Origin of the sequence: Reinekea sp. G2M2-21 (genome assembly GCF_015687175.1) — a bacterium.
Lineage (GTDB): Bacteria > Pseudomonadota > Gammaproteobacteria > Pseudomonadales > Natronospirillaceae > Reinekea.
The window spans coordinates 117,042-142,348 of sequence record NZ_JADPQG010000010.1 but is presented as its reverse complement, the minus strand read 5'-3'; the positions used below and the strand labels follow the sequence as shown (position 1 = coordinate 142,348).

General features: G+C 50.7%; 26 protein-coding genes. 17 read left to right on the top strand and 9 right to left on the bottom strand.

The features are described 5' to 3' along the window. The first annotated feature begins 65 nt into the window (after nt 1–65). On the top strand, nt 66–1,928 hold the full coding sequence (locus IYN85_RS23920) for a DUF294 nucleotidyltransferase-like domain-containing protein (protein WP_196161494.1): 1,863 nt from the start codon (nt 66–68) through the stop codon (nt 1,926–1,928). Further along, nucleotides 1,921–2,493 carry a 3'-5' exonuclease gene (locus IYN85_RS23915; protein WP_196161493.1) on the top strand — a complete coding sequence of 191 codons (573 nt, stop codon included), beginning with the start codon at nt 1,921–1,923 and terminating at the stop codon, nt 2,491–2,493. Before IYN85_RS23920 ends, IYN85_RS23915 begins: the two co-directional genes overlap by 8 nt. Here IYN85_RS23915 and IYN85_RS23910 read toward each other — a convergent pair. Next, nucleotides 2,485–3,162 (bottom strand): ABC transporter substrate-binding protein, encoded by a 678-nt coding sequence (locus IYN85_RS23910; protein WP_196161492.1) that lies wholly within the window; start codon nt 3,160–3,162, stop codon nt 2,485–2,487. The two genes, IYN85_RS23915 and IYN85_RS23910, sit on opposite strands and share 9 nt — an antisense overlap. Before the next feature lie 179 nt (nt 3,163–3,341). On the opposite strand from IYN85_RS23910, the gene IYN85_RS23905 reads away from it, so the two are divergent. After that, nucleotides 3,342–4,307, top strand: coding sequence for a sensor domain-containing diguanylate cyclase (locus IYN85_RS23905; RefSeq protein ID WP_196161491.1), 966 nt, complete (start codon nt 3,342–3,344; stop codon nt 4,305–4,307). A 157-nt stretch (nt 4,308–4,464) separates the two neighbouring features. Beyond that, a complete protein-coding gene (locus IYN85_RS23900; protein WP_196161490.1) occupies nt 4,465–5,421 on the top strand; it encodes a diguanylate cyclase domain-containing protein in 957 nt (318 codons plus the stop codon). A gap of 14 nt (nt 5,422–5,435) precedes the next feature. On the opposite strand, the gene IYN85_RS23895 is transcribed toward IYN85_RS23900, so the two are convergent. The 7 genes from IYN85_RS23895 to IYN85_RS23865 form a co-directional block, all read right to left on the bottom strand. Further along, the gene (locus IYN85_RS23895; RefSeq protein WP_196161489.1) at nt 5,436–5,930 is read right to left on the bottom strand and encodes a GyrI-like domain-containing protein; all 495 of its coding nucleotides are present in this window, start codon (nt 5,928–5,930) and stop codon (nt 5,436–5,438) included. Nucleotides 5,931–5,977: 47 nt separating this feature from the next. Further along, entirely contained in the window at nt 5,978–6,535 is a 558-nt protein-coding gene (locus IYN85_RS23890; protein ID WP_196161488.1) for a hypothetical protein, read from the bottom strand. 1,361 nt (nt 6,536–7,896) lie between these two features. Continuing rightward, nucleotides 7,897–8,646 carry a sugar nucleotide-binding protein gene (locus IYN85_RS23885; RefSeq protein ID WP_196161487.1) on the bottom strand — a complete coding sequence of 250 codons (750 nt, stop codon included), beginning with the start codon at nt 8,644–8,646 and terminating at the stop codon, nt 7,897–7,899. A 116-nt stretch (nt 8,647–8,762) separates the two neighbouring features. Continuing rightward, a complete protein-coding gene (locus IYN85_RS23880; RefSeq protein WP_196161486.1) occupies nt 8,763–9,431 on the bottom strand; it encodes a hypothetical protein in 669 nt (222 codons plus the stop codon). A 49-nt stretch (nt 9,432–9,480) separates the two neighbouring features. After that, the gene (locus IYN85_RS23875) at nt 9,481–9,891 is read right to left on the bottom strand and encodes a DUF1801 domain-containing protein (protein WP_196161485.1); all 411 of its coding nucleotides are present in this window, start codon (nt 9,889–9,891) and stop codon (nt 9,481–9,483) included. Next, complete coding sequence (locus tag IYN85_RS23870; protein ID WP_196161484.1) at nt 9,875–10,258, bottom strand: cupin domain-containing protein; 384 nt, start codon at nt 10,256–10,258, stop codon at nt 9,875–9,877. The genes IYN85_RS23875 and IYN85_RS23870 overlap by 17 nt, the downstream gene beginning before the upstream one ends. Nucleotides 10,259–10,317: 59 nt before the next feature. Further along, nucleotides 10,318–10,947, bottom strand: coding sequence for a glutathione S-transferase family protein (locus tag IYN85_RS23865; RefSeq protein ID WP_196161483.1), 630 nt, complete (start codon nt 10,945–10,947; stop codon nt 10,318–10,320). A 224-nt stretch (nt 10,948–11,171) separates the two neighbouring features. Here IYN85_RS23865 and IYN85_RS23860 point away from each other — a divergent pair, with 224 nt between their 5' ends. The 5 genes from IYN85_RS23860 to IYN85_RS23840 all read left to right on the top strand — a co-directional run bounded on the left by IYN85_RS23860 (nt 11,172) and on the right by IYN85_RS23840 (nt 15,810). Then, the gene (locus tag IYN85_RS23860) at nt 11,172–12,383 is read left to right on the top strand and encodes a sensor histidine kinase (RefSeq protein WP_196161482.1); all 1,212 of its coding nucleotides are present in this window, start codon (nt 11,172–11,174) and stop codon (nt 12,381–12,383) included. Nucleotides 12,384–12,476: 93 nt separating this feature from the next. Then, nucleotides 12,477–13,280 carry an acyl-CoA thioesterase II gene (locus IYN85_RS23855; protein ID WP_230390949.1) on the top strand — a complete coding sequence of 268 codons (804 nt, stop codon included), beginning with the start codon at nt 12,477–12,479 and terminating at the stop codon, nt 13,278–13,280. A gap of 23 nt (nt 13,281–13,303) precedes the next feature. Continuing rightward, a complete protein-coding gene (locus IYN85_RS23850) occupies nt 13,304–14,149 on the top strand; it encodes a MoxR family ATPase (protein ID WP_196161481.1) in 846 nt (281 codons plus the stop codon). A gap of 2 nt (nt 14,150–14,151) precedes the next feature. Beyond that, the gene (locus IYN85_RS23845) at nt 14,152–15,321 is read left to right on the top strand and encodes a VWA domain-containing protein (RefSeq protein ID WP_196161480.1); all 1,170 of its coding nucleotides are present in this window, start codon (nt 14,152–14,154) and stop codon (nt 15,319–15,321) included. An 18-nt stretch (nt 15,322–15,339) separates the two neighbouring features. Beyond that, the gene (locus tag IYN85_RS23840) at nt 15,340–15,810 is read left to right on the top strand and encodes a hotdog fold domain-containing protein (protein WP_196161479.1); all 471 of its coding nucleotides are present in this window, start codon (nt 15,340–15,342) and stop codon (nt 15,808–15,810) included. Nucleotides 15,811–15,812: 2 nt separating this feature from the next. Here IYN85_RS23840 and IYN85_RS23835 read toward each other — a convergent pair whose 3' ends face one another. Continuing rightward, the gene (locus tag IYN85_RS23835; RefSeq protein WP_196161478.1) at nt 15,813–17,330 is read right to left on the bottom strand and encodes a diguanylate cyclase; all 1,518 of its coding nucleotides are present in this window, start codon (nt 17,328–17,330) and stop codon (nt 15,813–15,815) included. Nucleotides 17,331–17,443: 113 nt separating this feature from the next. Between IYN85_RS23835 and IYN85_RS23830 the strand changes: the two genes are divergently transcribed. The 8 genes from IYN85_RS23830 (at nt 17,444) to IYN85_RS23795 (ending at nt 25,265) form a co-directional block, all read left to right on the top strand. Further along, on the top strand, nt 17,444–17,959 hold the full coding sequence (locus IYN85_RS23830; RefSeq protein WP_230390956.1) for a GNAT family N-acetyltransferase: 516 nt from the start codon (nt 17,444–17,446) through the stop codon (nt 17,957–17,959). 316 nt (nt 17,960–18,275) lie between these two features. Beyond that, the gene (locus tag IYN85_RS23825) at nt 18,276–18,566 is read left to right on the top strand and encodes a hypothetical protein (protein WP_196161476.1); all 291 of its coding nucleotides are present in this window, start codon (nt 18,276–18,278) and stop codon (nt 18,564–18,566) included. A 449-nt stretch (nt 18,567–19,015) separates the two neighbouring features. Next, complete coding sequence (locus tag IYN85_RS23820; protein WP_196161475.1) at nt 19,016–21,160, top strand: diguanylate cyclase domain-containing protein; 2,145 nt, start codon at nt 19,016–19,018, stop codon at nt 21,158–21,160. A 56-nt stretch (nt 21,161–21,216) separates the two neighbouring features. Then, nucleotides 21,217–21,654: a GNAT family N-acetyltransferase gene (locus tag IYN85_RS23815; protein WP_196161474.1), complete on the top strand. Its 438-nt coding sequence runs from the start codon at nt 21,217–21,219 to the stop codon at nt 21,652–21,654. 8 nt (nt 21,655–21,662) lie between these two features. Continuing rightward, nucleotides 21,663–22,325 carry an HAD family phosphatase gene (locus IYN85_RS23810; RefSeq protein WP_196161473.1) on the top strand — a complete coding sequence of 221 codons (663 nt, stop codon included), beginning with the start codon at nt 21,663–21,665 and terminating at the stop codon, nt 22,323–22,325. A gap of 109 nt (nt 22,326–22,434) precedes the next feature. Further along, nucleotides 22,435–23,160 (top strand): ABC transporter ATP-binding protein, encoded by a 726-nt coding sequence (locus IYN85_RS23805; protein WP_196161472.1) that lies wholly within the window; start codon nt 22,435–22,437, stop codon nt 23,158–23,160. Next, on the top strand, nt 23,157–24,317 hold the full coding sequence (locus tag IYN85_RS23800; RefSeq protein WP_196161471.1) for an ABC transporter permease: 1,161 nt from the start codon (nt 23,157–23,159) through the stop codon (nt 24,315–24,317). Before IYN85_RS23805 ends, IYN85_RS23800 begins: the two co-directional genes overlap by 4 nt. A 54-nt stretch (nt 24,318–24,371) precedes the next feature. After that, complete coding sequence (locus IYN85_RS23795) at nt 24,372–25,265, top strand: AraC family transcriptional regulator (protein ID WP_196161470.1); 894 nt, start codon at nt 24,372–24,374, stop codon at nt 25,263–25,265. Nucleotides 25,266–25,307 lie beyond the last annotated feature (42 nt).

Below are 25,307 nucleotides of genomic sequence, written 5' to 3'. Positions count from 1 at the left end.
ACAAACGTTTCGCTTTTCGCGAAGGTTAACAGGCCCTTCAAAAAATTATCGTCAACGGATTCTTTATGAACCAAGCCACGAAAGACGATCTCAAAGACATTCTCGATTTTATTGCCGATGTCTTACCCTTTTCCGTACTCGACCCCGACGAACAGTGGCAACTCGCCAGAAAACTGGATATTGAATATCTACCTCAGCGGGCCAACAAGACAGTGCCCATCGATGCGTGCGTCTACCTGGTGCGCACCGGCGCGTTTGATATCGTCGATGAAGACGGGCATCTGGTGGATCGCATTGGTGAAGGTGAATGCTTTGGGGTATCAACATCGATGGTTGAAAACAAAGATCAGCTGCGCGTCAATGTGATTGAAGATGCGCTGGTGTATCGGTTGCCTAAAGCCGATTTTCTGGCACTGCTCGACAGCAATAAAAGCATCCGTCGTTTTTTTGAAAAACTGGTGGGGTATCGCAGCCATCGGGTTTTTGAGAAGCAGCCTACCGCTAAATTCGACATGCAACATACTCAGCCCGTCCGTACCCTGATTCAAAATAAACTGGTCTATTGCTCTATTCACAACAGCATTCGTGAAGCGGCAGAGATCATGCGGGAGAACAAAGTCAGTTGCTTATTGCTGGTGGAAGACAAGCGCTTGCATGGCATCGTGACTGACCGTGATTTGCGTAATCGGGTCGTTGCCGAAGCGCTGGATGTGAATCTGCCCATTACCCGTATCGCCACTTTTGAACCTCAGACCATTCCGGCTGACGCGGCGATTCTTGAAGCGCAGGTGCGCATGACAAACGCCGGTATTCATCATTTACCGGTTCTGGAAAAGGGTTTGCCCATTGGGGTAGTGACCGCGACCGACATTGTACGAACGCACAGCGTGTCGTTAATCCATTTTGTGGATCGCATCTTCCGTGAAAAGAACCCTGAAAAAATTGCTGAGTTGCAGCAGCAAGTCCCCGGTTTGATGGAGTATTGGATTCAGGCCGATGTTTCTCCTGAGGAAATCGGTGAGTCGTTGGCGGTCATCGGCGACGCCTTTGTCCGCAAAGCACTGTTACTGGCTACGCAGGAGCATGGTCCGGCGCCCATGGAGTTCGCCTGGCTGGCATTTGGTTCCCAAGCTCGAAAAGATCAATCGTTCGCGTCGGATCAAGACAATGGCTTAATTTTGGAACGCGAGCCGGATGCGAGTGAAGCCGACTATTTTTCTGCATTCTGCGCGACCGTCTGTCAGCGGCTTGACCAGTTTGGTTATGACCTTTGTCCGGGCGACATCATGGCGCAAAATCCACAATGGCGAAAAACGTTGCCGCAGTGGCAGCAAACGTTTAAACAATGGATCGACACCCCAGAACCAGAAGCCCTGCTGCACGCCAGTATCTTTTTTGATATGCGTATTGTGGTGGGACCGCAGCAATGGTTATCTGAATTGCACAGAGCGTTGTCTGAAAAATTGCAGCGCGGTGATCTGTTTTTTATGCACATGACACGCAACGCCTTACGCACGAAACCCCCGTTGGGGTTTTTCCGTTCTTTCATCGTCGCGGATTCCGGTGAGCATGAAAACGAGTTGGATGTGAAACATCAGGGCATTGCGTTAATCAATGATTTGGCTCGCATTGTGGCGCTTAGCGAAGGGAATCTGATGCCCGGCACGTTGTCACGATTGACTCAGACCGGTGAAACGCTGTTGCAAAAACCGTTACGCGACAGTCTCCGTGAAGCCTGGCTGTTGCTCAATGACCTCAAGCTGGAAAATCAAATCCAACAACTGAAGCAACATAAGCGCAGCAGTAATTTTATGAACCCAGATGCGCTGTCGCCGTTGCGTCGGGCACATCTGAAGAACGCTTTTAAAGCTATCGAACGGGCACAAAAAGCACTGGCTCAGCATTATCTGCGGGGCAGTGGTGTTTAGTCGGATACGCTTACAAAAGAAAGCCTTCCCGGAAACCCGCTATCTGGTGATTGATCTGGAAATGACCGGGTTGAATCCGGAAGCGGATTCCATTGTCAGCGCGGGCTGTGTGCAGATTCATCAAGGGCGGGTTCAGCTAGGCAGCGCCGAACATCACTATTTTTTACCCTCGAGTCTGATGGCCGACGATGTAGGGGATTCCGCCCATATTCATCTCATCACCGATACCCAACGAGAATCTCAAGGTGAGTCGCTCGCAGATTGGTTGCGGCGGTTAAGTCATGAACTGCTGGCCGATGCCTGGGTGTTTCATCACGCCACTATCGATATGAAGTTCCTGACAACCTATGCCCGCCGTTTGGGTGTGTCGCTGCCTAAGGTTCCCGTCTACGACACACTCGTGTTGGAACGCGACAAGCATAAGGACGATCCGTTGGATAGCCAGGTGCAGTTGAGTTTGAACGCATGCCGGGCGCGTTATGGGCTGCCACTGTACCGACAACATCATGCTCTCAGCGATGCGCTTGCCACGGCTGAACTGTTTTGTGCGCAGCAATTATCGTAGGCCAAACAAGCCCTGACCCTTCAATTCCCGAATGGCGGCTTCCAGCGCTGGCACCAGGTCGGCGTGGCTTTTATGAACATGGTGGTAAAGCCATTCTGAGTACAACGGTGCAGATACCGCTTTGGCACGCCCGGTGATACCGGCTGCCTTTTGCTGGTTAAAAATATAATCGCTGTACAGGGCTGCCTGTACACGTCCGGCCAATACCATTTTTAACGCCGTCTCCTCGTTAGCGACAAAAACGATGGTGTAACCTTTGCTCGCCAGATCTTGCGCAAAGGCACTGGCTCGGCTGGCAGATATCGTCATGTCTTTGAGCGCTTCCGAATCGAGGTTGGTTTCCTTGCCCATGCCCCAGGCGTAATAGGCATTTTGCAAGTAGATGGGCACGTCGATAGCAATCATATTCTTGACCGGTTCCGTGTTCTTGAAGCGGGCGTCCAGGGCGTCGTACTCGCCCACATTTGCCAGGGCGATCGCCCGTGAGCCGGGCAATACCGTGAAACTGGCCGGTATGTTTGCCAATTTATACGCCTCGATTAAGTCATCAATGATGTAAGGCGCCAGTTTTACGTACTCCTCATCAATAGCGACCTTTATTTCCGCTTGTAAAGCGCCCGATAACAATGGCAGAACCAACAAGAACGCGAGGGATCTGACGGATTTCATCACCCTTCCTGTTATCAACACACGCATAGCTGTACGACCTTGAGAGCTGTGACCTGAGTAACGAGTTTAGCAGCACTGATCAGGTTGCTGGATCAACTTAAGGCGAAGAACTGAGTGAACTGGTGAGCGCTGGCCGGTTTGTGTCTATACTGAACCTATTGCTGACCTTTGGACCTTACATGAAGACTCCCCCGATCCCGGACAATGAACAGGAGCGTTTGATTGCTCTGCGCAGTTTAAGCTTGCTGGACACCGAGCCCGAAGAGCGATTTGACCGCCTGACCCGGATGGCCAAACGCATGTTCAAGGTGCCCATTGCCCTGGTCAGTATCGTCGACGAAGACCGTCAGTGGTTCAAGTCGTCGTTTGGTGTTGATGTTCGACAAACGCCGCGAGATGTCTCGTTTTGCGGGCACGCGATTGTGCAACCGGAAACGCTGGTAATTCCCAATGCACTAGCCGATGAACGCTTTTACGATAACCCGCTGGTGACCGAAGATCCGAATATCCGTTTTTACGCCGGTACACCGATTAAAACCCCCAGTGGGCACGCCATTGGCACCCTGTGCCTCATCGATAAGGTGGCTCGGGTGTTTCATCCAGAAGACGTCGAAATGTTGGAAGACATGGCCCGGATGGTTGAAAGGGAGTTAGCGGCCTTGCATTTGGCGACCATGGATGAGTTAACTGGTGTGTCCAACCGTCGTGGGTTTTATCTCATCGCCGAACACAGCCTGTCTTTGTGTTTACGCCACAAAAGCAAAGCCAGTATTGCCATGTTCGACTTGAACAAATTTAAGCAAATTAATGACGAGTATGGGCACGCGGAAGGTGACCGGGTGTTGTCATTGTTTGCCACCGAATTGAAGCAGTTTTTCCGCGAGTCGGATTTGGTCGGGCGGCTCGGCGGCGATGAATTTGCGGTGCTGCTGCTGGAAACCAGTCCACCGGTGTTGTTGGAAGTCCTCGAAAAATTGAATGACTCTATCGTCAAACTGAATAAAAAATTTGACCGTCAGTATCAGATCGACTACGCCGTCGGCATGGCGACTTTTGATCCGCAGCACCCAAAGACGATTCATCAATTAGTCGAAGAAGCGGATAAATCTATGTATCGCGAAAAAGCGCATATGGAACCCCGCTAAGCCGCATGATTCGTGACCTTTTTCGGCGTAAGCGCACTCGGAGATGCCCTTGAATGGTGTTCCGTTGAAATCTTGCGCTGTTCTAATTGAAAAATAAACCTTCACCGTCTCTCAACTGAACTATATTCGTTACAGTGGTCACGCGACGGAGAAAAAGATGAAGGACATTATTCGCCCCTACGACGAAGAAGAACGGCTTGAGGCTTTAAAAAAGCTAAATATTCTGAGCGGTGAATCGGAAGAACGTTTCGACCGTATCACCCGTATTGCACAACGGATGTTTGCCGTACCGATGGCTGATTTCTCGATCATAGATGCCGACCGGCAACGGTTTAAATCCTGTTATGGCCTGAATGGCGATTCCATCCCGCGCGACATTGCCATGGCCAATTACGCTATTTTGAAAAACGATATTTTCGTCGTGCCCGATACCATGGCCGATGACCGTTTCGCGGGCAACCCTTTGGTGGTCAGCCAACCCAAAATCCGCTTTTTTGCGTCTTACCCCATTCGCAGCAAGGGCGGGTACCGTGTCGGCGCGTTAAGTATTGCAGACCGGGAACCCCGTGGCTTAAGCGCTCACGATCAATCTGTATTCCGCGACCTGGCCGAGATGATTGAAAATGAATTGTCGTTTATGGAAGCGTCGCAGTTCGATCGTTTTACGCAGATGTCTATCAACGATGGCTTCTTCAACATTGCCGAGCAAAGCTTGCGCGTCTGTGAACGGCAGAAAAACCCTGCTGTTGCAGTGGTGTTCGATGTAAAGAAAAAAATTAACGTACCGGATCTGGACAGCGACTTTGAAAAAGACAAACACGTGAAAGTGTTTGCCAGTCAATTGCGTCATTTTTTCCGTAAGTCGGATGTCGTCGGGCGATTGGGCAGTGAAGAATTTACCGCATTGCTGGTGAATGCACGCTCAGAACACGTCGATGAGATTGTACGGAAATTGCAGACCTCCATTGATATCTACAATTCAGAGTCCGGTGGTCGCCATCAGGTGACATTCAGTCATGCCATCGCGGAATTCGATCCGGAGCATCCGGTGACGTCGAACGCTCTGGTGCAAATGGCCAACCGGGCTTTACACCGATTGGCCAAAGTCGTCTGAGTATTGCCGAACGGTCAGGAATCGCCTGCAGATTTGCGCATAACCGGTATCCAGATTTCCTCGCGGGCGTCGTCCGCGAGGGGGTTGTAATCCCCGGGCAGAATTTCAAAATGTGCCCGATTATCCAGCTCGTAATCTGACGCGGGCAACCATTGCCCAAAAATCATACCGAAGACCTGCATGGCATTGCGCGCAGAACCGACGTAATCAAACACGGCGTAGTCGCCACCTTCCATAATGTATGTCGTTAACGGTTTTGGTAGCGTGTCGAACTCACTGACTTCCACCAAAGCCCATTTCTGAAAGGACAAATTCTTTTCGCCAACCTGTTGCGGATGGGCAGGGTACTCTTGCAGCGAGTATCGACGATCATCGACCCGGTGTGCGATTTTTGACAGCAGTGGAAAAAACGACTGCCACAATTGAGCCGTCTGATTATCCTGAAACGTCATGGTGCGTTGTACACCAACAAAGCGCTTGCTCGGGTGGTGCAAAATTCGGGCATTCATGGATCGGTCCTTCTTTTAAATGCACAGTGTGCCCGAAGTCATGTCCGCTACGCAATTTCCGAAAGTTGATCCTGCCAGGCCTCAGCCACGTTACTGAGTTGCTCGTTGTCTTTTAACAGCGCCTTAAACGACTGTTTCGGTTTTTCCAGTTCACCGTGTCGCGCACGATTCCAGTCGTGCCACTGCAGACCGCCACAGACCTGATGCGCGTGATGAAACTGATCGTCAAAGTGGTAGCTGCTGAGCGCGTCTCGGGTGACCTGGGCAATGCCCATGACTTCGATATTGCCGAGCGTGATCTGGCTGCCAGTTTCCATGACGACGATATAATCCCCGGCTTTGATGTGAATAAAGTCCCAGAACACCGCTGGAATGCCTTCATTCAGATGCTGGTCGGCTTCCGTCCATTGAGGTGAGTGCGGCCCATAGGCCAGATTGCCGCGCAGTTGGATAAATGTTTTAAATTGCCGCTCCCAACCAGGTTTGTCTTTGATGTAGCGAGACAGTTCACCGAGCTCCGGCCAACCCAGTGCGATACAGCGTCGTTGTTTCAGTTCGTCGTAGCGGCAATGCCGACTGGAAGAAATAAACCACCATAGATTCATAGCAGATCAGACCCCTCTTCGTATTATTGTTTTTGTTATTTGTTTTTTTGGTCTACTAAACGGCGGAATACGGTGTGGGAATAGGGGTGTGAGTTCAATACGACCAAAGTCTCAGGGTCAAAATGGAATGGCACTCATTTGAAGTTTCCGTTATCACGTAAATTTAATTTTTGAAATCTCCTGCGACTTAGTCCAGCTGCGTGATTTCTTTTGTTTAGGGCGAGGCGTAATCGGCAATTCGGATTTAGCGCTTCAAGACCGGATCTTTTGGAGGTTTTTCTTTCCAAGGGGAGGTCTCCTTGAAATGGCCTGCGCCAGAGGTGAAGTCGTTAAAATCGAATCGAAGCCCATTGGGGCTTCGCTTTTAATCGATTTTAACCCCTTCTGTTTTCCGCTTTGGTGTTCTGCCATGTCAGACACTTTCTTCGAACGGTCGCTTGAGGGTGCATCCCTGCACACGCGGTCCTTGACGGCGATAATCTCCCAACGAAACAAAGTCGCAAAATGAAGCAAATGCCAAAGATATAAATTGCATCTTCTTAAGTGAGTGCTATTTGGGGCAGTCCGTACGGTATTTACTTAAGCTTATTTACAATGTATTTGAGACTTTTACGTCATTCGGAGACTAAGTTTCACCGAGAATTTTTACTTCGCGTGCTAAATCTGTTCTGAAGACTATGATTCCATTTTTAATCAAAAGATCTCTTGGAGGATTTTTCTTTCCAAGGGGAGATCCCCTTGCACCCCCTTCTGTCGCCCGCTTTGGTGTACTTCCTTAATTGCCACTTTCTTCGAACGGTCGCTTGAGCGTGCGTCCCTGCACGCGCGGCGCTTGCAAGGGCAACCATGCCCTTGAATCCGTTGCGACGTGACAATTAAGTAAGCCAAAGCAGATGCGACGGTAGGGTTATTTGCACCTGATCAGGCTAAATGGAGTTTTCTGGTTCGTACTTGTTTTCGAGAAGGTAGCGCTTGATGTTTACCCGCCTTTCAAACGACTACGCGAAGCAATTTACGTCTCACAGGTTGGTCAAGCACGGATGCTCGAACAAGTGAGCCGGCAAAGTCGGTTCGACGTTTCGGTGGCTGTCGCGAACGACCTGTCGAAGACGAAATTGAGAAGTGTGATCAGTCGTTTTTGGCGGCTGGGATTGTTAAGGGCCGAACCCGAATCGTCGGACCGGTTCGGCCCTTTGACGGCGAAAATCTCCCAACGAGACAAAGTCGCAAAATGAAGCAAATGCCATAGATATAAATTGCATCTGCTTAAGTAAGTACCATTCGAGGCTGCCCTCTTGGAAAGAAAATCCCGTCAAGAAATCCATTTTTCAAAAACCAAAATAATCAGAGTGACAGGTGCCCTATGGCGCGGTAAGTATTTCCTTAATATTGCCACACACAACCCGGTCGTCCAGTATGCGACCATCGCGTGCGGGGTCTGCTCCTTCTCGAATATCCCAATTCAGTTGGTATTTCGTGTTTATGAGCTGTACCAGCTGATAAAAACTGAGTTCGTGTTCATTGCCGCCGATATGATAAATTCCGGGCTTTGCAGCCTTCATTAGATCAACCAGACACGCCATGGTGTGACCGGCGAACGCAACAGCCGGTAGCCATTGGCTGCTGGCGATCAGATAACCTTTTTCGTTATGCATGTCACGGACATGGGTCAGTAAATTATCCTGCTCAAAGGTATCGAACATTTGCCAGCCCAGGCGGGCGATGATGCTGTTAGGGTTGGCGTTTAATGCGGCCTGTTCGCAGGCAATTTTATACACGCCGTAATCACTGGTGGCATCGGGTTGTCGGTCTGGGGTGAATGGTCCGCGACTGTCTGGGTTAAAGACACTTTCGGTGCTGGTGAATAAAAAAGGAATATCATGTTGATGGGCAATGCCAGCCAGGGTGGCGACCCAGCTTTCCGGTCCGGTGGCCAGGTGAAAGATCGCGTTAATCTGTTGCTGGCTAATGAAGTTCCGTTGCTGATCCGGGTCGTTGATGTCCAGTTGCTGCCGGTCAAAGGAGACGACCGTGACGCCATTAGATTCCAGTGCCATTTTCAAATGTGGGGCAAGTCGGCCGTTCAGCCCGGTAACCAGTGCGCGTTTCAAGTTATGTGCTCCCCGTGCGGATTTGGTTCACCAGTCTAAGCGGGGAACCCGGTTCCGCGCAGATGGAAAGCGAACCGGGTTTTAAAAATATAAATGTCATTGTTGAATACGAGCTGTTATTCCTTATGCCGGATGTAGTGCCGGACGCGCATTAAAAACACCACAAAAAGAGGATACGTTAGGCTTTGCAGTACCGACGGGAAGAACATGGCCACCGGTGAACCGTCGCTAAGGTTGCTGATGAAGGTTGAAATCGGGGTGGTGATCAGCAGCACACCGATTCCGAGGATAAGACCGCCGAATAAAATGAGCCAGAAATGGTCCGAGGTATCTTTCCAGCTGCTGCGCAACGCTTCGAGGGGATTCTCCTGGTTCAAGACAATGTTCTGCTCAACCAGCGACCAGCGAATCATCAGAAAAATACCGGGGATGATCAGCAGAATCAGGCCAGTGAACACACCCACATAAAACAGAACGTTGGCCAATACGATCATGAACCAGAGGTTGGCACCCTGCGCCCACAGTTGTTTGATGTCTGGTGTTTTACCCACGAGCCGGTCGGCGACGGCCAGTACTAGTGCCGTCTGGTAAATAGGGTAAACAATGAGCTGCGCCATGATACTGGCGACCAACTGAGGCACATTGTTCTCATCCGCAGTCCAGGTCAGGCCTAACACCATATTGAACAGTTCCAGCGGAATCACCAACGGCAGCATGATCGCGGCGAGCAGTTTTAAGTTCTGCCAATAAAAAGTGAGTGTATCTTTCAAAACGGGAAACAACATGGTGTGCAAAGCCTTTTGTCTGTTTAACAGGACATGGGTTCAGCGGCCATTATGCACCAAGTAGCGGTAAGTGTTTAACCCGGTGGTAGGTTAAGGTCAGCCGGATCAGGTGATCCAGTGCGTCTGCTTGCCATTCCTGGTCTAGTGGTAAGCGCACTTCGCGGCTGCCGACCGTCTCCAGTGCATCAGGATACCGTTCACGGATGGTGTCGATCAGCGAGGTTTTACAGTTTACGAACAAAGATACACTGTCGGGGTATTTGGGCTTCCAGTCGATGCGTAGGGTGCTGCCGCTTTTGCACTGAAAGCTGGGCTCACCCCATTTCAAAGTTTCGGTGAGGTCGTGAACATTGGCTTGGTCCGCAACATTCAGGATTAAGCCACGCAGACGCGACAATGCAGCCTGCGCGGCGCTTGGGTAGCCCGTGATGACGCTATGAAACTCACTCGGGTTGTTCAAGCTGGTGGTCCGAGGGTTGTGGGGTAATGGTCAATATCTTCACGCTATTTGGTGTTTCAAACCGATGCCATACGTTTGCTGGAACGACGAACAGGTCACCGGTGGTGAGCGTCTGCCGATGCTCTGTTTTGTCCAGCCACAAAACCAGTGTGGTTTCGCCGTCGATCACCTGCAGCAATTCATCGCCCATCGGGTGGCGTTCCCATTCACTGTAACCGGCATAGTGTCCAACCCAAATCTTCCCCTGGCGGTATTCGCCTAACGGCGCAAAAGCGTCAGGTACCCCATTCAAGCTGGGGACGCGATTGGGCTCAAAAGTGACAGATTCAAGCGCTGCGGGGATGGACGCTACCTTGGGTGCAGACATAGAACACATTTCCCTGTTTGAAATCCGTTCAGTGTATGGGTCGCTACTGTCAATTCTTGTCAGGAGGGGACAGCGTGGCGTTGAATGCTGCCGAAAAATTCAGCCTGTTGCGCAGCCGGTCGCGTCATCAGCGGCTCCAGGTAGTGCGCAACATCGGACCAGTCCAGCAGTTTGCTGGAGACGGCCAACCGCAGGCTGTAAGCCAGATGAATATCCGCCACCGTGAATCGATCGGCCACCAGAAAACCCTGTTGAGGCAGACGCTCGGTCACAATGCGCAGTTTAAAGCGCAGAGTTTTCTCGGTCAGAGGTTGAATTTCAGCGGGCAATATACCGGCAGCCGCCAGGGTGTATTCAACAAGTTTGGCTTCCAGCGTTGTGCAACTGATCGCCTGCCATTGCAGGAAGTCTGCTCGCGACGGCTCCGTTGGTAACACAATAAGCTGTTGCTCTGGATACTGCTCAGCAATATAGGTCAGGATGGCTTCGGATTCGATTAATGTCTGGCCGCGCCATTGCACCGTGGGAACGGCTGCAAAGGGGTTCAGATCGCGGTAGGGGTATTGGCGTTGTGCGCCAAAGGCCACTTTCTGTTCGGTGATTGGTAATCCAAGTTCATGGGCAAGCCAACGTACTTTTCCTGAACGGTCGTTTGTGCCAAAGCTATGTAATATCAGTGTATTTTCCATCGTGCATCCTTGAATGTTGGTTGTGGAACTACCGATCGTGAAACCGTCCGCCTTTGAATAACCAGTTGCTAATAAAATAAGCCGTTGTTTTCCCATAACGGTGGTCTTTTTGCAACCGGCGCACATCAGGAATCTGAACCGCGAAAAAATGGTAATGGACCGGTTATGAGCTAGTCTTAAAACATGGTCAGGGCTATGGTTACTTGGAGCAGCTGTCTTACCCTATGGAATTTAACGAACTTTCGGCGACTGAGCTTATCGAGGCGATCAGTGGGCTTTCGGGTGTCATTCTACAAATCCATAAAGATTTCCGTCCTATTTTTGTGACGAAGGACTACGCACGTCTTTACGGTTTTGACAGTACCGAGCAGTTCCTGAAGCTCGGTTCGATTATGGATCTCATACCCGAAGATGCACGTGACCTGGCAATCAAACGTTATCAGCAAATTATCCGCACGGGCATGGGCGACACGTTAACGCTGAAAACTCAACGAGTTGACGGCACGGGTATCTGGGTGCGTATCCAAGACCGTCGCTTAAAATACGGCGACGACGGTTACTGCGTGATGACGGTGCTGATCGACATCACCGACGAAGTGGAACTGAAACAGAAATACGAAGAAATAGCCGCTGCCGAACACGAAGCGCGCAGCGAATTGGAGCGTGTGCAGGGGCTGACGATAGAACGTGAGAAACAATCCGCGCTCACCCAATTACTGGCCGGCGTCTCGCACCAGCTGAACACCCCGCTGGGCAATATCCGGACTTCGTCCACCACCGTTGAAAAAATTCTCAATGAAACCTTGGTAAAGTTGCGCGACAAGTCACTGCGCGAAAGTGATCTGGTCAGTGCTATGACAGAGGCCATGGAAGCGATGCACGTCATCGATAAGAGTGTTGTCAAAGCCAACCGTTTGATTAAAAACGTCAAATTTATGGTGTCAGATCAGACCGACGCTGATGAGGTCCAGTTTCGTTTTCAACCCATCATTACCGATGCTGTGCGACTGTTCAGTGAAAATGATAAGGGCATCAGCCTTGATCTGGATATTCAGATCGACCCGGATCTGCACGCGTTTGCGAACCCGAACACCTGGATGCAGGTGATCTCCGTCTTCTGTGAGAACGCGATCCAACATGGGTTTTATGACCGAAGCCATGGAACATTGCGCATCGACAGTGCTTTCGAGGATGGTCGCTTTATACTGGTGTTTTCCGATAATGGCCATGGGGTCGATCCTGAGATGGCAAGCAGAATTTTTGAAGCGTTTTACTCTTCTACCATGGGCAGTCGCCATGGTTTGGGCCTAGCGCTGGTTTACAGTTTAGTGACGCGGAAACTGGGTGGTGAGATTCGTCTTATTGAGTCCCGATTCGGGCAAGGCGCCAGTTTTGAAATGTCTCTACCGGCAGAACATTACATGATCCGTTCCTGATTCATCGTTTCTGACCCTGCGCTGTTAACTTTTCGTTAACAATACTTCCATTCAAACGATCGTTTGAATACTCTTCTGTGCTGAATCTACCGAATGAGAACAAAAACGATGCATATCGACGAACTGCTGGGCGCGGCAAAGCACGACGTGTCATTGGTCGTACCGGGCTCCTGGGGGCAGGGCAGGACAGCCTTTGGCGGTTTGACGGCAGCGCTTGCCAACCATGCCATGACCGCGGAACTGGGCGATGAGCGCGATATGCGGGTGCAGACGGTTCAGTTTGTGGGACCGTTGTTGACGGATGAGGCATTCGACATTGTCGTGACCCACTTGCGTGACGGTAAAAATGTGACTCAGATGCAATGCCAATTGATCCAGAACGGTCAGGTTGCTGTGCAGGCAATGGCGGCCTTTGGTAATGATCGGGTGTCCAAAGTTGCCGTACGCCCCGCCCCGCAGACGCTGCAATCCGCGCCGGAGAAAGCAAACTGGATACCGCAGATTCCCAAAGTGACCCCCAAGTTCCACCGGCACATTGACCTGCGCATAGAGCAGGGTGGGATGCCCTTTACTGGCAAGAAAAACGCTGCCTACCGCGGATGGATGCGCTTTACCGATGCGCCCGCCAAGATGACTGACGCGCACCTGATTGCCCTGATCGACGTCTGGCCGCCCACGGTACTGCAAATGCTGAAGTGGCCAGCACCAGCCAGTACGCTAAGCTGGAACGTGGAGTTTTTGCATCCACATCCGGTCATTGAACCCAGGCAGTGGCTGCACTACGACTGTATTACCCAGCAGGCCGCAGACGGTTACGGCCATACTGAGGCCAAAGTATATACAGAAGACGGTACCCTGATCGCGTTGTCGCGACAGTTGGTGACCGTTTTTGACTGAACCTGACGACAAGAGAGCGACACATGAAATTTAGCGGAACAGAACGCTACATCGCATCCGATGAGTTGCAGCTGGCGGTAAACGCCGCCATCACGTTACAGCGGCCCCTGCTGGTGAAAGGCGAACCGGGCACAGGTAAAACGCAGCTGGCGGAAGAGATCGCCCGTGCCTTGGGGGCGCCCCTGATTCAATGGCACATTAAGTCGACCACCAAAGCTCAGCAGGGGTTGTATGAATACGACGCTGTGACCCGTCTGCGCGATAGTCAATTGGGCAACGATCGGGTGCATGACATCCGCAATTACATTAAGCGCGGCAAGCTTTGGGAGGCCTTTGCCAGTGAGCAGCGCGCGGTTCTGTTGATCGATGAAATTGATAAGGCTGATATTGAATTCCCCAACGATCTGCTGGTGGAACTGGATCGCATGGAGTTTCACGTATATGAAACTGGCGAGACCATCAAGGCACAGCAACGCCCGATCGTGTTGATTACGTCCAATAATGAAAAAGAATTACCGGACGCGTTTCTGCGCCGTTGCTTCTTCCACTACATCAACTTTCCGGATTACGACACCCTGAAAGCTATTGTGGATGTGCATCACCCGGATGTTCAACGCGACCTGGTGCGCAACGCCCTGGAAGTTTTTTTTGACATTCGCAGTTTGAATGGATTGAAAAAACGTCCGTCCACGTCAGAATTGATCGATTGGCTAAAACTGCTGGTCAGTGATGAACTGTCCGCTGAACAGTTGGCCGATGGCGATATCAAACAAGCGTTACCGCCGTTGTTTGGTGCGCTGATTAAAAACGAACAGGATGTACATTTACTGGAACGATTGGCCTTTATGTCCCGCCGTAAAGAGTCGTAATTATGTTGGTCGGCTTTTTACAGCATTTAAAAAACGCCCATGTGAAAGTCAGTATTACCGAATGGCTGGATTTGGTCGATCTGATGGCACGGGATCTCATCCCAACCACATTGGATGACTTTTATTTGCTGGCGCGCACGGCTCTGGTGAAAGACGAAAGTCAGTACGATCGGTTTGACCGTGCCTTTGCTGATTTTTTTAAAGGCATCCGCGCACTGCCAGATCCGTTCCCGGAGACATTGCCGGAAGACTGGCTGAACAACGCTTTGCTGAATCAGTTAACCGACGAAGAAAAAGCCCAGTTGGAAGCTCTGGGTGGGCTCGATAAATTGTTGGAAACCTTAAAGCAGCGACTGGAAGAACAGAAAGAACGTCACGAAGGTGGCAGTAAGTGGATCGGTACCGGAGGCACCAGTCCATTTGGTCACAGTGGTTACAATCCAGAAGGTATTCGTATCGGTGGACCGGGTCGTCATGGCAAAGCGTTGAAGGTCTGGGAACAACGGCAGTATAAAAATCTGGACGACCAGTTAGAACTGGGTACCCGTAACCTTAAGGTAGCGCTGCGCGCGTTGCGTCGGTTTGCCCGAACCGGTTCCAGCGAGGAATTGGACCTGGAAGACACCATCGCCTCAACCGCACGCAATGCCGGGCTATTGGATGTTAAACTGCGGCCGGAACGGCACAACGCCGTGAAAGTGTTGTTGTTGCTCGACGTTGGCGGTTCGATGGATTATCACGTCCGCGCCAGTGAAGAGTTGTTCAGTGCCTGTAAGAGCGAGTTCAAGCATCTGGAAACTTATTACTTTCACAATTTTATTTACGACCATCTGTGGCAAGACAATCGACTGCAACGCGAATCCGTTATTCCATTGTTTGATTTACTGCACAAGTACGGCAGTGACTACAAGGTCATTATTGTGGGGGATGCGGCGATGTCGCCCTACGAAATTTTATCGGCGTACGGCAGTATCGACTTTATTAACGAACAACCTGGTTCCTACTGGTTCAAGAAAGTCACCGATCACTTCAGTAAGGTTGCCTGGTTGAATCCGACCCCGCAGGAACAATGGAAATGGGTGCAGAGCATCGGCATTATTGAGGAGTTGATTGAGTCCCGAATGTTTCCGTTAACCGTGCAGGGGCTGCAGAGCGCCATAAAAATCTTATAACCATAACGAGAGACCACCATGAGCCACACCAACTATCTGCTTGCACTGCAACACCGTTTTCAGAAACTGCCATTCGGACAGGCGCTGTTCAGCAAAGTGTTTGCGGCCAAAGCGCCCTATTTCAAAACGATCAAACCACAGATCCTGACACTGGAAGAAAATTTTTGTCAGGTGAAACTACCGAAACGAAAAGCGGTTGAAAATCACATTGGTACTGTGCACGCCATAGCGGTATGTAACGCATTGGAAATGGCGATGGGTGCGATGGCGGAAGCCTCCATTCCAAAGCATTTGCGTTGGTTGCCCAAAGGTATGGATGTGAACTACTTGGCGAAATCGACCACCGACTTGATTGCTGAGGCGAAAGTCGACGCCGCAGATTGGCAAGCAGGTGATTTAAACGTGCCCGTGCGGGCGGTTGATCTGCATGGCACTGTAGTGGTCGACGGAGTGATTCGGTTGTGGGTGTCGGAGAAACCCGCCAAGTAAGATTAAGTGTTTTCCTCGAAGACAACAGAGCATTGATTGCGACCGTTGTCTTTGGCCACATAGAGCGCTGCATCGGCGGCGTTTAGAATGTCCTTTGGGTGTTGATTGTCTATGGCTTCGGTAATGCCGATACTCAGCGTGACCGGAAAGGTTGATGAGCGGTAGTGTTGTTCAACCAGATTCACTAATTTTTGCCCCAGTTCGTTGGCGTCCTTAATTCCGGTATTGGGTAAAAAGACGATAAATTCGTCGCCCCCCCATCGAGATAAGGTATCCGATTGGCGCAGGTTGGCTTCAATCAGATTGACGACGGTGATCAAGACCTGATCGCCGGCTGCATGACCGAACTGGTCGTTTATCTTTTTAAAATAGTCAACATCGATCAGCAACACCGAGAGCGGGTTATGATACCGGTGATGCCGGTAGAGTTCATCCGCTAACTGTTCTTCCGCGTATTTGCGGTTGTGCGCTTTGGTCAGGAAATCGGTATTCGCCTGTTCGGTGAGAAAGTGCTCCCGGGTTCTATCCTGAATAATAGCAATAGCCTTGCGTTCGCCGGCATCTTCGATGGTCGCGACGGAAATTTCGGCGGGAAATTCTTCGCCATCCAAGCGTCGGCCAAAGAATTCTTTGTCGCGATCTTCCATCGCACTCATGCGGTTCGACTTCAAAAAATCCATTCGATCATGTTGATGCCGATGTCGGAACCGTTCGGGGATGAAGTCCTCAATGGTCATCTTTTTGAGTTGCGCATTGCTGCCCACCAGAAACATTTTACGGAACTTTAAGTTTGCCCCCAGAATACGGCCACGCTGATCGATCATCACCATGGCGGAAGGGGAAACGTCATTGATCGCAGACAAATGGTTGGTGTATGTTTTCATGCGCGCGCTGTAACGCAACAGAAAACCAACACTGGTCCAATAAAAAATAGACAAGAAAATTAACCAGCTTGCGAGTTTCAAAACTAGAATTTGGAACTGGTGTTTACTGTCAGCCTCTGCCTCCCTTAATAACGCTTCGTTACGGTCGTACAAATTAAGTAAGGCAATATGTGCACGCTCATCGTCTACGCGCAGTAAGTCATCTAGTTCTGAAATCGGCATGGTGCTGGCCAGATCCAGATTGTTGAGCAACCATTGCATGTCTTTTTGATAAAGCGCAAAGGTTGATTTAATGCTGCTGATCTCATTGAGGTCCTGGGGCTCATTAAATAACATTTCCAGGTTGGTGATCGCCGCCTGGGTTGCTTCCATTGAGGTTTTAGCCTGATCCAAATAGACCGGCTCGCGGCGAATAAGGTAGTTTTTGAAATGATGAATAAAGCCGGTGTAGCCGAACTCCTTCGTCAACCGGCTGATTTCAACCGACTTGTTCTTTAATAGGTGTGAATTTCCCAGCCAGACTTCTTGCAACTGTTGACTGGGCACATAAATGAGCTGCCAACCGCTGACTAATATGATCAGGTAGCTCAAAATGGCTATTGCAATGTTCCTGTGGAATTTAACCGTTCTAGGCATAGATATACATCTAAATGAGTACTCATTATGAATAGGAAGTAGACTAGCTCAACACCCATTAGTCGTCATTGTTTTTTATATAGACTTAATTTTAGGGGTTATTTTTGAGCCAAATGATAAGACACACCATGAACGGGGAGCTGGTGGTTGAGCCTGCGGCTTTTGCACACGCAGCATGTTACCGTGACTATATTAATGCCTGCTCGGCAGACCCAGCCATCGACCACTACGATGAAGCCCTGGAAGACAGCGATGAGTATTTGCTCAGCGTGGTTAATGCGGCTCAGGGTATAGGGTTACCGGCAGGCTACCTGCCACAGGCAACCTTTTTTGCCATTCGGGGTGGCCAGATACAGGGGGCTATCCGGCTCCGGCTGGGTAGCAACGCGTTTGTTGATAACATCATTGGTCACATTGGGTATGAAGTGAGACCCGATGCCCGTAACCAGGGCGTTGCCCGAACGATGTTGCATTGGGTCGTGAATCAGACGGCCGCACGGCCGGTGGTTATTACGTGTGGGGTCGACAATATGGCTTCCCGGCGTGTTATTGAATCCGTTGGTGCGGAATTTACCGGCACCCGCCATGACGAGGCGTTTGGTGAAGTGTTGAGATTTATTGTTCGTTAGCGAGCAGCGTTACCCGCAGGGTTTTACCACTGCAGCCGGTTTAACCGTGTGTTCTTTGTAGTGATAAACCAATCCGGCATGGTGATTTGGGCTTGACCTTTAACAATCCAGCCGTCATTGCAAATAACTGATCACACTTCTCAATTTCGTCTTCGACAGGTCGTTTGAAAGACGGGAAGAATGTGGCATGAGTCTCTTTCTCGAGAGATAAAACCAACCGCCAAATTCAAGTACCAAGGGCTGGCGTAAATAACCGATCCGTCGCATCCGCTTTGGCTGACATGACGGACGCATCGCAACGGTTTCAAGGGCATGGATGCCCTTGCAAGCGCCGCGCGTGCAGGGATGCACGCTCAAGCGACCGTTCGAAGAAAGTGTCCGTTATGGAAGAAAACCAAAGTGGGCGACAAAAGGGGGGTTAAAATCGATTAAAAGCGAAGCCCAAATGGGCTTCGATTCGATTTTAACGACTTCACCTCTGGTGAAGGCCGGATCAAGGGGATCTCCCCTTGGAAAGGAAAATCCTCCAGAAGATCTTTTGATTAAAACTGGAACCACAGTCTTCGGAACAGGCTTAGTATTTGAAGTAAAAAAAATGTCCCAATAAACCCCTGTCATTGAATGAGGCAAATGCCGAAGATATAAACTGAATACGCCAAAGTAAGCGCTACAAAGGAAGCGTTGCATCGACGCCAATCGAGCGCTGCCCAAACCAACCACCGTGCTCCCACCACCGCAGACGCTTTATTCCCCAAACTCCGAACTGTGGATGTAACGTGCTTCGAGGGAACTTTCAGTAAAAAGTTCTGTCTTAACGTCTGTTGACCCTGACTTTACCGTCTCTGGAGACCATCAGGGTGTTTGTGTGTTACAACATAAGCGTAAAAGCTGGCGTTTGTGGTCCAGTTTTCAAAAACGGACATATAGTCTGCTTGATGGAAAACCATGGCCTATACTGTGTTGGGAGTCAGAGTCATGGCAAGAACAGTCTCGTGCGCTGCGTACGGACCTCTAGCCGCGCCGCGTTAAGGCATGGTGATCGGTCAAAATTCAGTAATGTCACAGGGTACTATGCCGGATCCGGGAAACACCATTACAGAACAATTGGAACATTGCTGGGATGACATGGTTGCGCATCCCGCGCAGACATTGTTGCGCCTGGAAGAACTGTTGGCGTCAATGACGGTTAACGACCCGCACTACGGCAAAGGTTTGTTCTATCTCGGTTGCTGTGCGGTTTACAACGGTGATAACGCCCGCGCCATTGAACATCTGCGCGAGGCGCTGGCGTTGGCAAAACAAGGTAACGACCTGCATCAGCAGCGACGGGTCTCTAACTCTTTGGGCATGGCGTACAAAAGCCTCGGCGAGTATGCCGCAGCGGTTGAAGCTCTCGACAATGCCATCGCGTTGTCTATCTCCCTGGATTATCCATTGGGGCATATCACAGCAAAGCTGAATATGGTTGAGTTGTATTACGACATCGGCGACAAAGCCGCCTATGAGGCCAACCTGAACGAAGTGCTGGCCATGAACGTTGAATTTGACAACCCAGAGTGGGAAGGCGAAATACTGTTGCTACAGGGCCGGCTTGGATTAATGCATTTTGACTTTGTCAGTGCCGACCGCGCGTTGTCCGAAGCCCTTCGGATTGCCCACAGCATTCATTATGGGCATCTGATCATCAACGTGATGACGGAAATAGGTCGCATGCAACGACTACGCGGGCAATTGCACAGCGCCGTGCTGACGTTGCAACAGGTGGTGGGCAGTGAAGAACTGGCATTGGAAGGCGTAGCGGGACTAGCAGCGTACATTGAGCTGACCAAAACCCATCTGAGCCTGAACGATACCGGCGCCGCCTACGCTGTTTTACAGCAATCACAGCAGGTGATAGGGCGTCACCCGAATGAACACCAACAGTATCGTCAGCAGATCTTCGAGTTATTCGCCCGTTGTCTGGAACAAAAGCAGCAATTTGAAGAGGCTTACGGGTATCTGCAACGGGCGACCTTGTTGAAAGATGTCATCAACAATCAGCAGATCAAACAAACCATCGCCATCCGCGCGCAACAACAGCAGCGCGAAGATGAACGGTTGCGACGCGCCAGTGCCGAGCGGGAAAACAGCTTACTTAAACAATCGAAGCATCAGATGGAAATTATCAACAAGGTTGCCATTGAACTGGCCTCGACCCTGGATATGACGGTTCTGGGTAAGCAACTGTATCAGTTGATGAACCACTACTTTGATGCCCACTTCTGCTCACTTTGCGTGAATCATCCGGAGCTGCGCATGGTCGAGGTGCGCAGTATGATCGACGAAGGTCAGCCCTTGCCGTTATTGTGTTTGCCCTATGGTACGCCAGAGAGCCGTACGCTGCAGGTCATTGAAGATCGCAAGCCGCTAGTGCTGAATGGTGAGGCCTCATTTCTACGTGTCGATGTGAAACAGAAAAAACCCAATTCTCTACTGTTTTTGCCGTTGATACAGGAGCAAACCGTTCTCGGTGTACTGTCGATTCAAAGTGTGCTGGAAAACCGATTCGACGGTGACGATCTGAATCTGATTCTGGCTATTGCGCCGTTTATTTCGCTGGCCTTAAGTAACGCCTTGAGTCACGAACAGGTGCAACTACTGAACGCAGAACTGGTGTTGGAAAAGGAGTATATTGAGCAAGCGCAGCAGCAGATTCAGTTCCTGGCGAACCACGATACGTTAACCGAGTTACCCAACCGGCGGGCATTGGAAGCGCATCTCAATGCCAAGCTTGCGGAAAGCACCCAACCACGGTTTTCTCTGGTCTATATTGATCTGGATGGGTTTAAGCCAGTCAATGACGTGCACGGCCATTTAATCGGTGATCGCGTATTGCAGATCGTCGGTGGCCGATTACGCAACGTGTTGCGTAAAAGTGATTTTGCCGCTCGCATCGGTGGTGATGAATTTGTTTTGGTCGTCGCATCGGTGGTGGATCAAACACAAATCGGCATGTTGATCGAAAGAATATTGCAGAGTATTGAACAGCCCATCTCAGTAGACGGCAACGTGGTTCAAATTAGCGCCAGCATTGGTGTTGTCGAATGCAGTGAACAGGCTCAGACCCTGGATGACCTCATGCATTATGCCGATCAGGCCATGTATGACGTGAAGCGCGCCGGTAAAGGCGGTATTAAATTCCACCCACGACCCCACTCGTGAATCCTGCTGCCATGCGGCACACTTGCTCGCCTTAATTTCAAGACAAGGGTGTAGTGATGCTGGCATTTTCCCCGGTACCCATCGAGGATTTTGAAGAGGTTTTTCAGTTAACCAAACTTGGGCTCCACGATTTTGTGGATGCCGTTTTCGGTTGGGACGATGACATGCAACGTCAGCGGATTCGTGATGAATATGAGTGGCGCTGGATGCATTGGGTGACGTTGCGCGATAACCGCATTGGTCTGGTCTGTTTTAAACCCTACGCGCGGGCGCTGCATATTCATTTGCTGTTGCTGTACCCGCAATGGCAACGGCAAGGCTTAGGCAGCCAAATTATGACGAAGTTTCATGCGCAGGCTGCGCTTGAGCAACGCGACATCACGCTTTCTGCTTTTCGCATCAATACCGCGGCGGTAGCGCTGTACCGTAAACTGGGCTATCTGGTAGAAAGCGAAGAGCCCGACTTTCTGTTGTTCCGGCGCAGTTGCAAATAGGGGTCTCTATGATTAGCCAACCTTCTTTTCAATTAGCCAGTTTCGATCTCGACGGTACCTTGGTGCGTGGCACCAGCACCGGTGGCTTTCTGGCGCAAAAAATGGGACACGCCGAGGCCATGCTTGCCGCTGAGCAACTGTACGCAGAGGGCAAAGTCGCCAACGATTACGTCTCTACCCTAGATGGCGAATATTATCGTGGCTACTGCAAGGCCGATATTTTTGCCTTGCTGGCGGATATTCCGCAAATCCGTCACATTGGTGAAACCGTGAGTGCGTTGAATCAACTCGGTATCCCCTGTGTGATCTGTACCCTGGCTTGGGAATTCGTCGCCGAATATTTTGCTGAACGCTATGGCTTCATGGCTTGGAGCGGTCCTGCGTTGCAGGTTGACACGCAAGGTCAATTTACTGGCCGTATTCAATCGCATTTTGATGAAACCGGAAAACCGGTGTTTATTGAACAAATCTGTCAGCGTTTTGGTTTTTCCATGGATCGCGTGTTTCATGTTGGTGACTCCCGTTCCGATATCGAACTGTTCAAACGGGCGGGCTATTCCGTAGCTATTAATGCAACGCCCGATGCCCAGGCAAATGCGAATTGTCAATTGAGCACCGAATCATTACTCGACGTACTGCCTTTGATCCCGGGATTGCAATTGGACCGTTAATCAAAAGCTCTCCGCTGATGAGGCAAATCATTTTTCTAACGCTGAAGTTCGTGCCAAACTGAACAGACATGTGCGTTTAGAAAAGCGGCCTTCAGGAAGGAGGGGGATCATGCTGAACATGCAACAGGCTACCGTGAAATTTGCCGACAGTGTTGCGCTGAATGGTCTGACGCTAAGCGTTGAAGAAGGCAAGGTGTTCGGTTTGCTGGGTCCTAACGGGGCAGGAAAAACCACACTGATCCGCTCGCTGATGGGGTTGCAGCATCTTAGCGAGGGCAGTATCCGTTTGTTTGGCGACATGTTGCCGGGCAGTGCATCTTCCCGCACCCTGATTGGCTATATGCCGCAACTTTACGCAATATACGACCAACTGACCGTGCGCGAAAACGTCCGTTTTTTTGCGGAACTGTACAGTGTCCCGTCGGCGCTGATAAACGATCGTGTCGACGAATTACTGCACATGACCGAACTGGATAACAAAGCCGATGCGATCCTGCACACGCTTAGCGGCGGTATGAAGCGCAGAGCCATGATGGCCACCGCACTCGTCCACAAACCCCGCTTGTTGATACTCGATGAACCCACCGCCGGTGTCGACCCTATCTTGCGCATCAAGTTCTGGCAGTGGTTCCGTAAACTCTGCGATCAGGGCACGAGCATTCTGGTCACCACCCACCACATTAACGAGGCCGAGCAGTGCGACGATATCGTGTTTTTACGCGCCGGCACCATGATCGGACATGGTACGCCGCAACAACTGATGGACGAGCAGCAGGTCGATAACTTAGATCAGGTGTTTATTCGGTTGGCGGAACAGACGGAGGTGCAGGCATGAAATCGGTATTGATTGCCCGGCGTTTAATACGAGAAATTACCCGCGACCGTCGAACCCTGGCGTTCTTTTTTCTGGCGCCGTTAATCGTCATGTCCTTGGTGTATTTCGCGTTACTGGAACCGAGCTCTGCGCGAGTGGCGCTGGTCACTGAAGGGACCATGGACTTGTTCCGTTACGATCTGGAACGCACCCTGGAAGACGAGCCCGACATTGAACTGGTGAGCCCGGATTGGGAGTTGCCCGAAGGCTATGAGGCGCAGAAAGCGTCGTTATTGAAATGGACTCGGTCCGGCGAAGTCGATGCCATTCTGTATTTGAACACACAGTTACTGATCGACCGTTTTGATGGCAAACCCGGTACCGTTAATTTGTTTTTGGAAGGCAGCCGACCCACGCGCACCGGCGCCGCACTCGATGCCGTCAGCAGTGCCATGGACGATCTGGGCTCTGCGATGCCGGTGGTGATCGAAGCGTCGTGTTCATCTCTGTGCGCCAATTCTGTCAACAATGAAGCGATGGATCTGGAAAAAATATACGCCTACGGTGACGAAGACCTGGATATCATCGATTTTTTCCTGCCGGTCTTTCCGCCGTTTTTTGTTTTCTTCTTTACCTTTATCTTGTCAGCGATCAGTTTTCAGCGCGAACGGGTGACCGGTACGCTGGAGCGCTTGATGATGTCGCCGATCCATTTTGCGGATATCGTCATCGGGTATGTGATGGGCTTTTTTATTTTCGCGTCGGTGCAGGCCTCTATCATTTTGGGTTTCGTGCTCTACCTTATCGATATTCCATTTACCGCCGAGCAGGTCTTTGTGTTGGTGATCATTACCTTCTGTCTGCTGTTGGTTGGGTTAACGCTGGGTTTATTGGCCTCCTATTTGGCGAAGAACGAATTCCAGGCTATTCAGTTTATCCCGGTGGTGATTTTGCCGCAGATTTTCCTGGCCGATATGATCTGGTCCATTGAGGACTTTCCAAAGGTGTTTCAGGTTTTTTCGGTGATTCTGCCGCTCACGCACGCGAATCAGGCCATGCGGGATGTATTGCTGAAGGGCGCTGACCTCTGGTCAATTGCCGACTCCGTGGGTATTCTGTTATTGATGTGGGTCGTGTTGGTGGCGGTGATGTCGCTGGTGGCCAAGCGCAACGCTTGAATCTCTGTCGGGACAAAAATACACTGAGGCCTGTGTATTCACAGGCCAAATTTCATGAAACGCAGCGGTGTAGAGAAAATCCGCCATCTGATTAAAAAACAGTTTTCAGAGCCCTTATCATTGGCCGACATGGCCAAACACGTCTTCGTGTCACCCTTTCATTTTCAGCGAATTTTCAAAGAATCGACCGGCGAAAGCCCAACCCAATATCTGACCCGGGTTCGCTTGGAGGCGGCGGCTCATACCATTTTAACCGGGCCGCAGCAGAGTATGCTGGCTGTCGCTCTGGATTGTGGCTACAACTCACTGGAGCATTTTTCGCGGGCGTTTAAAAAAGCGTATGGCGTCAGCCCCAGTGCGTTTCGTGACCTGCCGGAAGCGGAGAAAATCCAGTTATTACAAACGTGCAGCCAACGCAATGACATCGATTTCACCGTATTCAATCCCGACAACATCGCCGCCGTTAACGCGCGCGATATGCCTATCGAGGTGGTGAAACTGCCTGCCTATCAGGTTATTACTCTGCCCACGACCTTAGCGTCTCTGCAGGCGATCGAGGACCGGTTCGAACAACTGTTGCAGTGGGCAAGCGCTCGCGACCTTGTCAAGCAGAGCACCGAGTTTTTCGGCCTGGTGATGGACTACCCATTGTTTACCGCGCTGGATAAATGCCACTATCTGGTCGCCATGACCGTGTCCGAAACGCCCGATATCGCCGACGAAATGCAGGCCATTACCATACCCGCCGCCACCTATGCGCGAATTCCCGTGCGTCTGCCGATAAACGAAATGATGCAGGATATGACGCTGTTCTGGAAAATCTGGCTGCCGCAGAGCGGTTACCGAATCAAACACGAAACAGCATTGCATTGGCCGCAGTTATCACTGCAGCAAACGCCATTTTGCGCCAACCGGCACCATTTGTTCATCCAGTTAGATCCCGCCTGAAACAAACCGTCGCAAGAAAGATCAAACGCAACGCAAGTAATG

Excerpts from the sequence above, each read along its gene's own strand:
- IYN85_RS23845 (WP_196161480.1), top strand. The coding sequence starts at position 14,152 with ATGTTGGTCGGCTTTTTACAGCATTTAAAAAACGCCCATGTGAAAGTC.
- IYN85_RS23890 (WP_196161488.1), bottom strand. The coding sequence starts at position 6,535 with ATGAATCTATGGTGGTTTATTTCTTCCAGTCGGCATTGCCGCTACGAC.
- IYN85_RS23840 (WP_196161479.1), top strand. The coding sequence starts at position 15,340 with ATGAGCCACACCAACTATCTGCTTGCACTGCAACACCGTTTTCAGAAA.
- IYN85_RS23865 (WP_196161483.1), bottom strand. The coding sequence starts at position 10,947 with ATGGAAAATACACTGATATTACATAGCTTTGGCACAAACGACCGTTCA.
- IYN85_RS23820 (WP_196161475.1), top strand. The coding sequence starts at position 19,016 with ATGTCACAGGGTACTATGCCGGATCCGGGAAACACCATTACAGAACAA.
- IYN85_RS23850 (WP_196161481.1), top strand. The coding sequence starts at position 13,304 with ATGAAATTTAGCGGAACAGAACGCTACATCGCATCCGATGAGTTGCAG.
- IYN85_RS23920 (WP_196161494.1), top strand. The coding sequence starts at position 66 with ATGAACCAAGCCACGAAAGACGATCTCAAAGACATTCTCGATTTTATT.
- IYN85_RS23855 (WP_230390949.1), top strand. The coding sequence starts at position 12,477 with ATGAGAACAAAAACGATGCATATCGACGAACTGCTGGGCGCGGCAAAG.
- IYN85_RS23825 (WP_196161476.1), top strand. The coding sequence starts at position 18,276 with ATGCCCTTGCAAGCGCCGCGCGTGCAGGGATGCACGCTCAAGCGACCG.
- IYN85_RS23795 (WP_196161470.1), top strand. The coding sequence starts at position 24,372 with ATGAAACGCAGCGGTGTAGAGAAAATCCGCCATCTGATTAAAAAACAG.
- IYN85_RS23900 (WP_196161490.1), top strand. The coding sequence starts at position 4,465 with ATGAAGGACATTATTCGCCCCTACGACGAAGAAGAACGGCTTGAGGCT.
- IYN85_RS23860 (WP_196161482.1), top strand. The coding sequence starts at position 11,172 with ATGGAATTTAACGAACTTTCGGCGACTGAGCTTATCGAGGCGATCAGT.
- IYN85_RS23910 (WP_196161492.1), bottom strand. The coding sequence starts at position 3,162 with ATGAAATCCGTCAGATCCCTCGCGTTCTTGTTGGTTCTGCCATTGTTA.
- IYN85_RS23805 (WP_196161472.1), top strand. The coding sequence starts at position 22,435 with ATGCTGAACATGCAACAGGCTACCGTGAAATTTGCCGACAGTGTTGCG.
- IYN85_RS23905 (WP_196161491.1), top strand. The coding sequence starts at position 3,342 with ATGAAGACTCCCCCGATCCCGGACAATGAACAGGAGCGTTTGATTGCT.
- IYN85_RS23815 (WP_196161474.1), top strand. The coding sequence starts at position 21,217 with ATGCTGGCATTTTCCCCGGTACCCATCGAGGATTTTGAAGAGGTTTTT.
- IYN85_RS23880 (WP_196161486.1), bottom strand. The coding sequence starts at position 9,431 with ATGTTGTTTCCCGTTTTGAAAGATACACTCACTTTTTATTGGCAGAAC.
- IYN85_RS23870 (WP_196161484.1), bottom strand. The coding sequence starts at position 10,258 with ATGTCTGCACCCAAGGTAGCGTCCATCCCCGCAGCGCTTGAATCTGTC.
- IYN85_RS23830 (WP_230390956.1), top strand. The coding sequence starts at position 17,444 with ATGATAAGACACACCATGAACGGGGAGCTGGTGGTTGAGCCTGCGGCT.
- IYN85_RS23810 (WP_196161473.1), top strand. The coding sequence starts at position 21,663 with ATGATTAGCCAACCTTCTTTTCAATTAGCCAGTTTCGATCTCGACGGT.
- IYN85_RS23800 (WP_196161471.1), top strand. The coding sequence starts at position 23,157 with ATGAAATCGGTATTGATTGCCCGGCGTTTAATACGAGAAATTACCCGC.
- IYN85_RS23895 (WP_196161489.1), bottom strand. The coding sequence starts at position 5,930 with ATGAATGCCCGAATTTTGCACCACCCGAGCAAGCGCTTTGTTGGTGTA.
- IYN85_RS23835 (WP_196161478.1), bottom strand. The coding sequence starts at position 17,330 with ATGCCTAGAACGGTTAAATTCCACAGGAACATTGCAATAGCCATTTTG.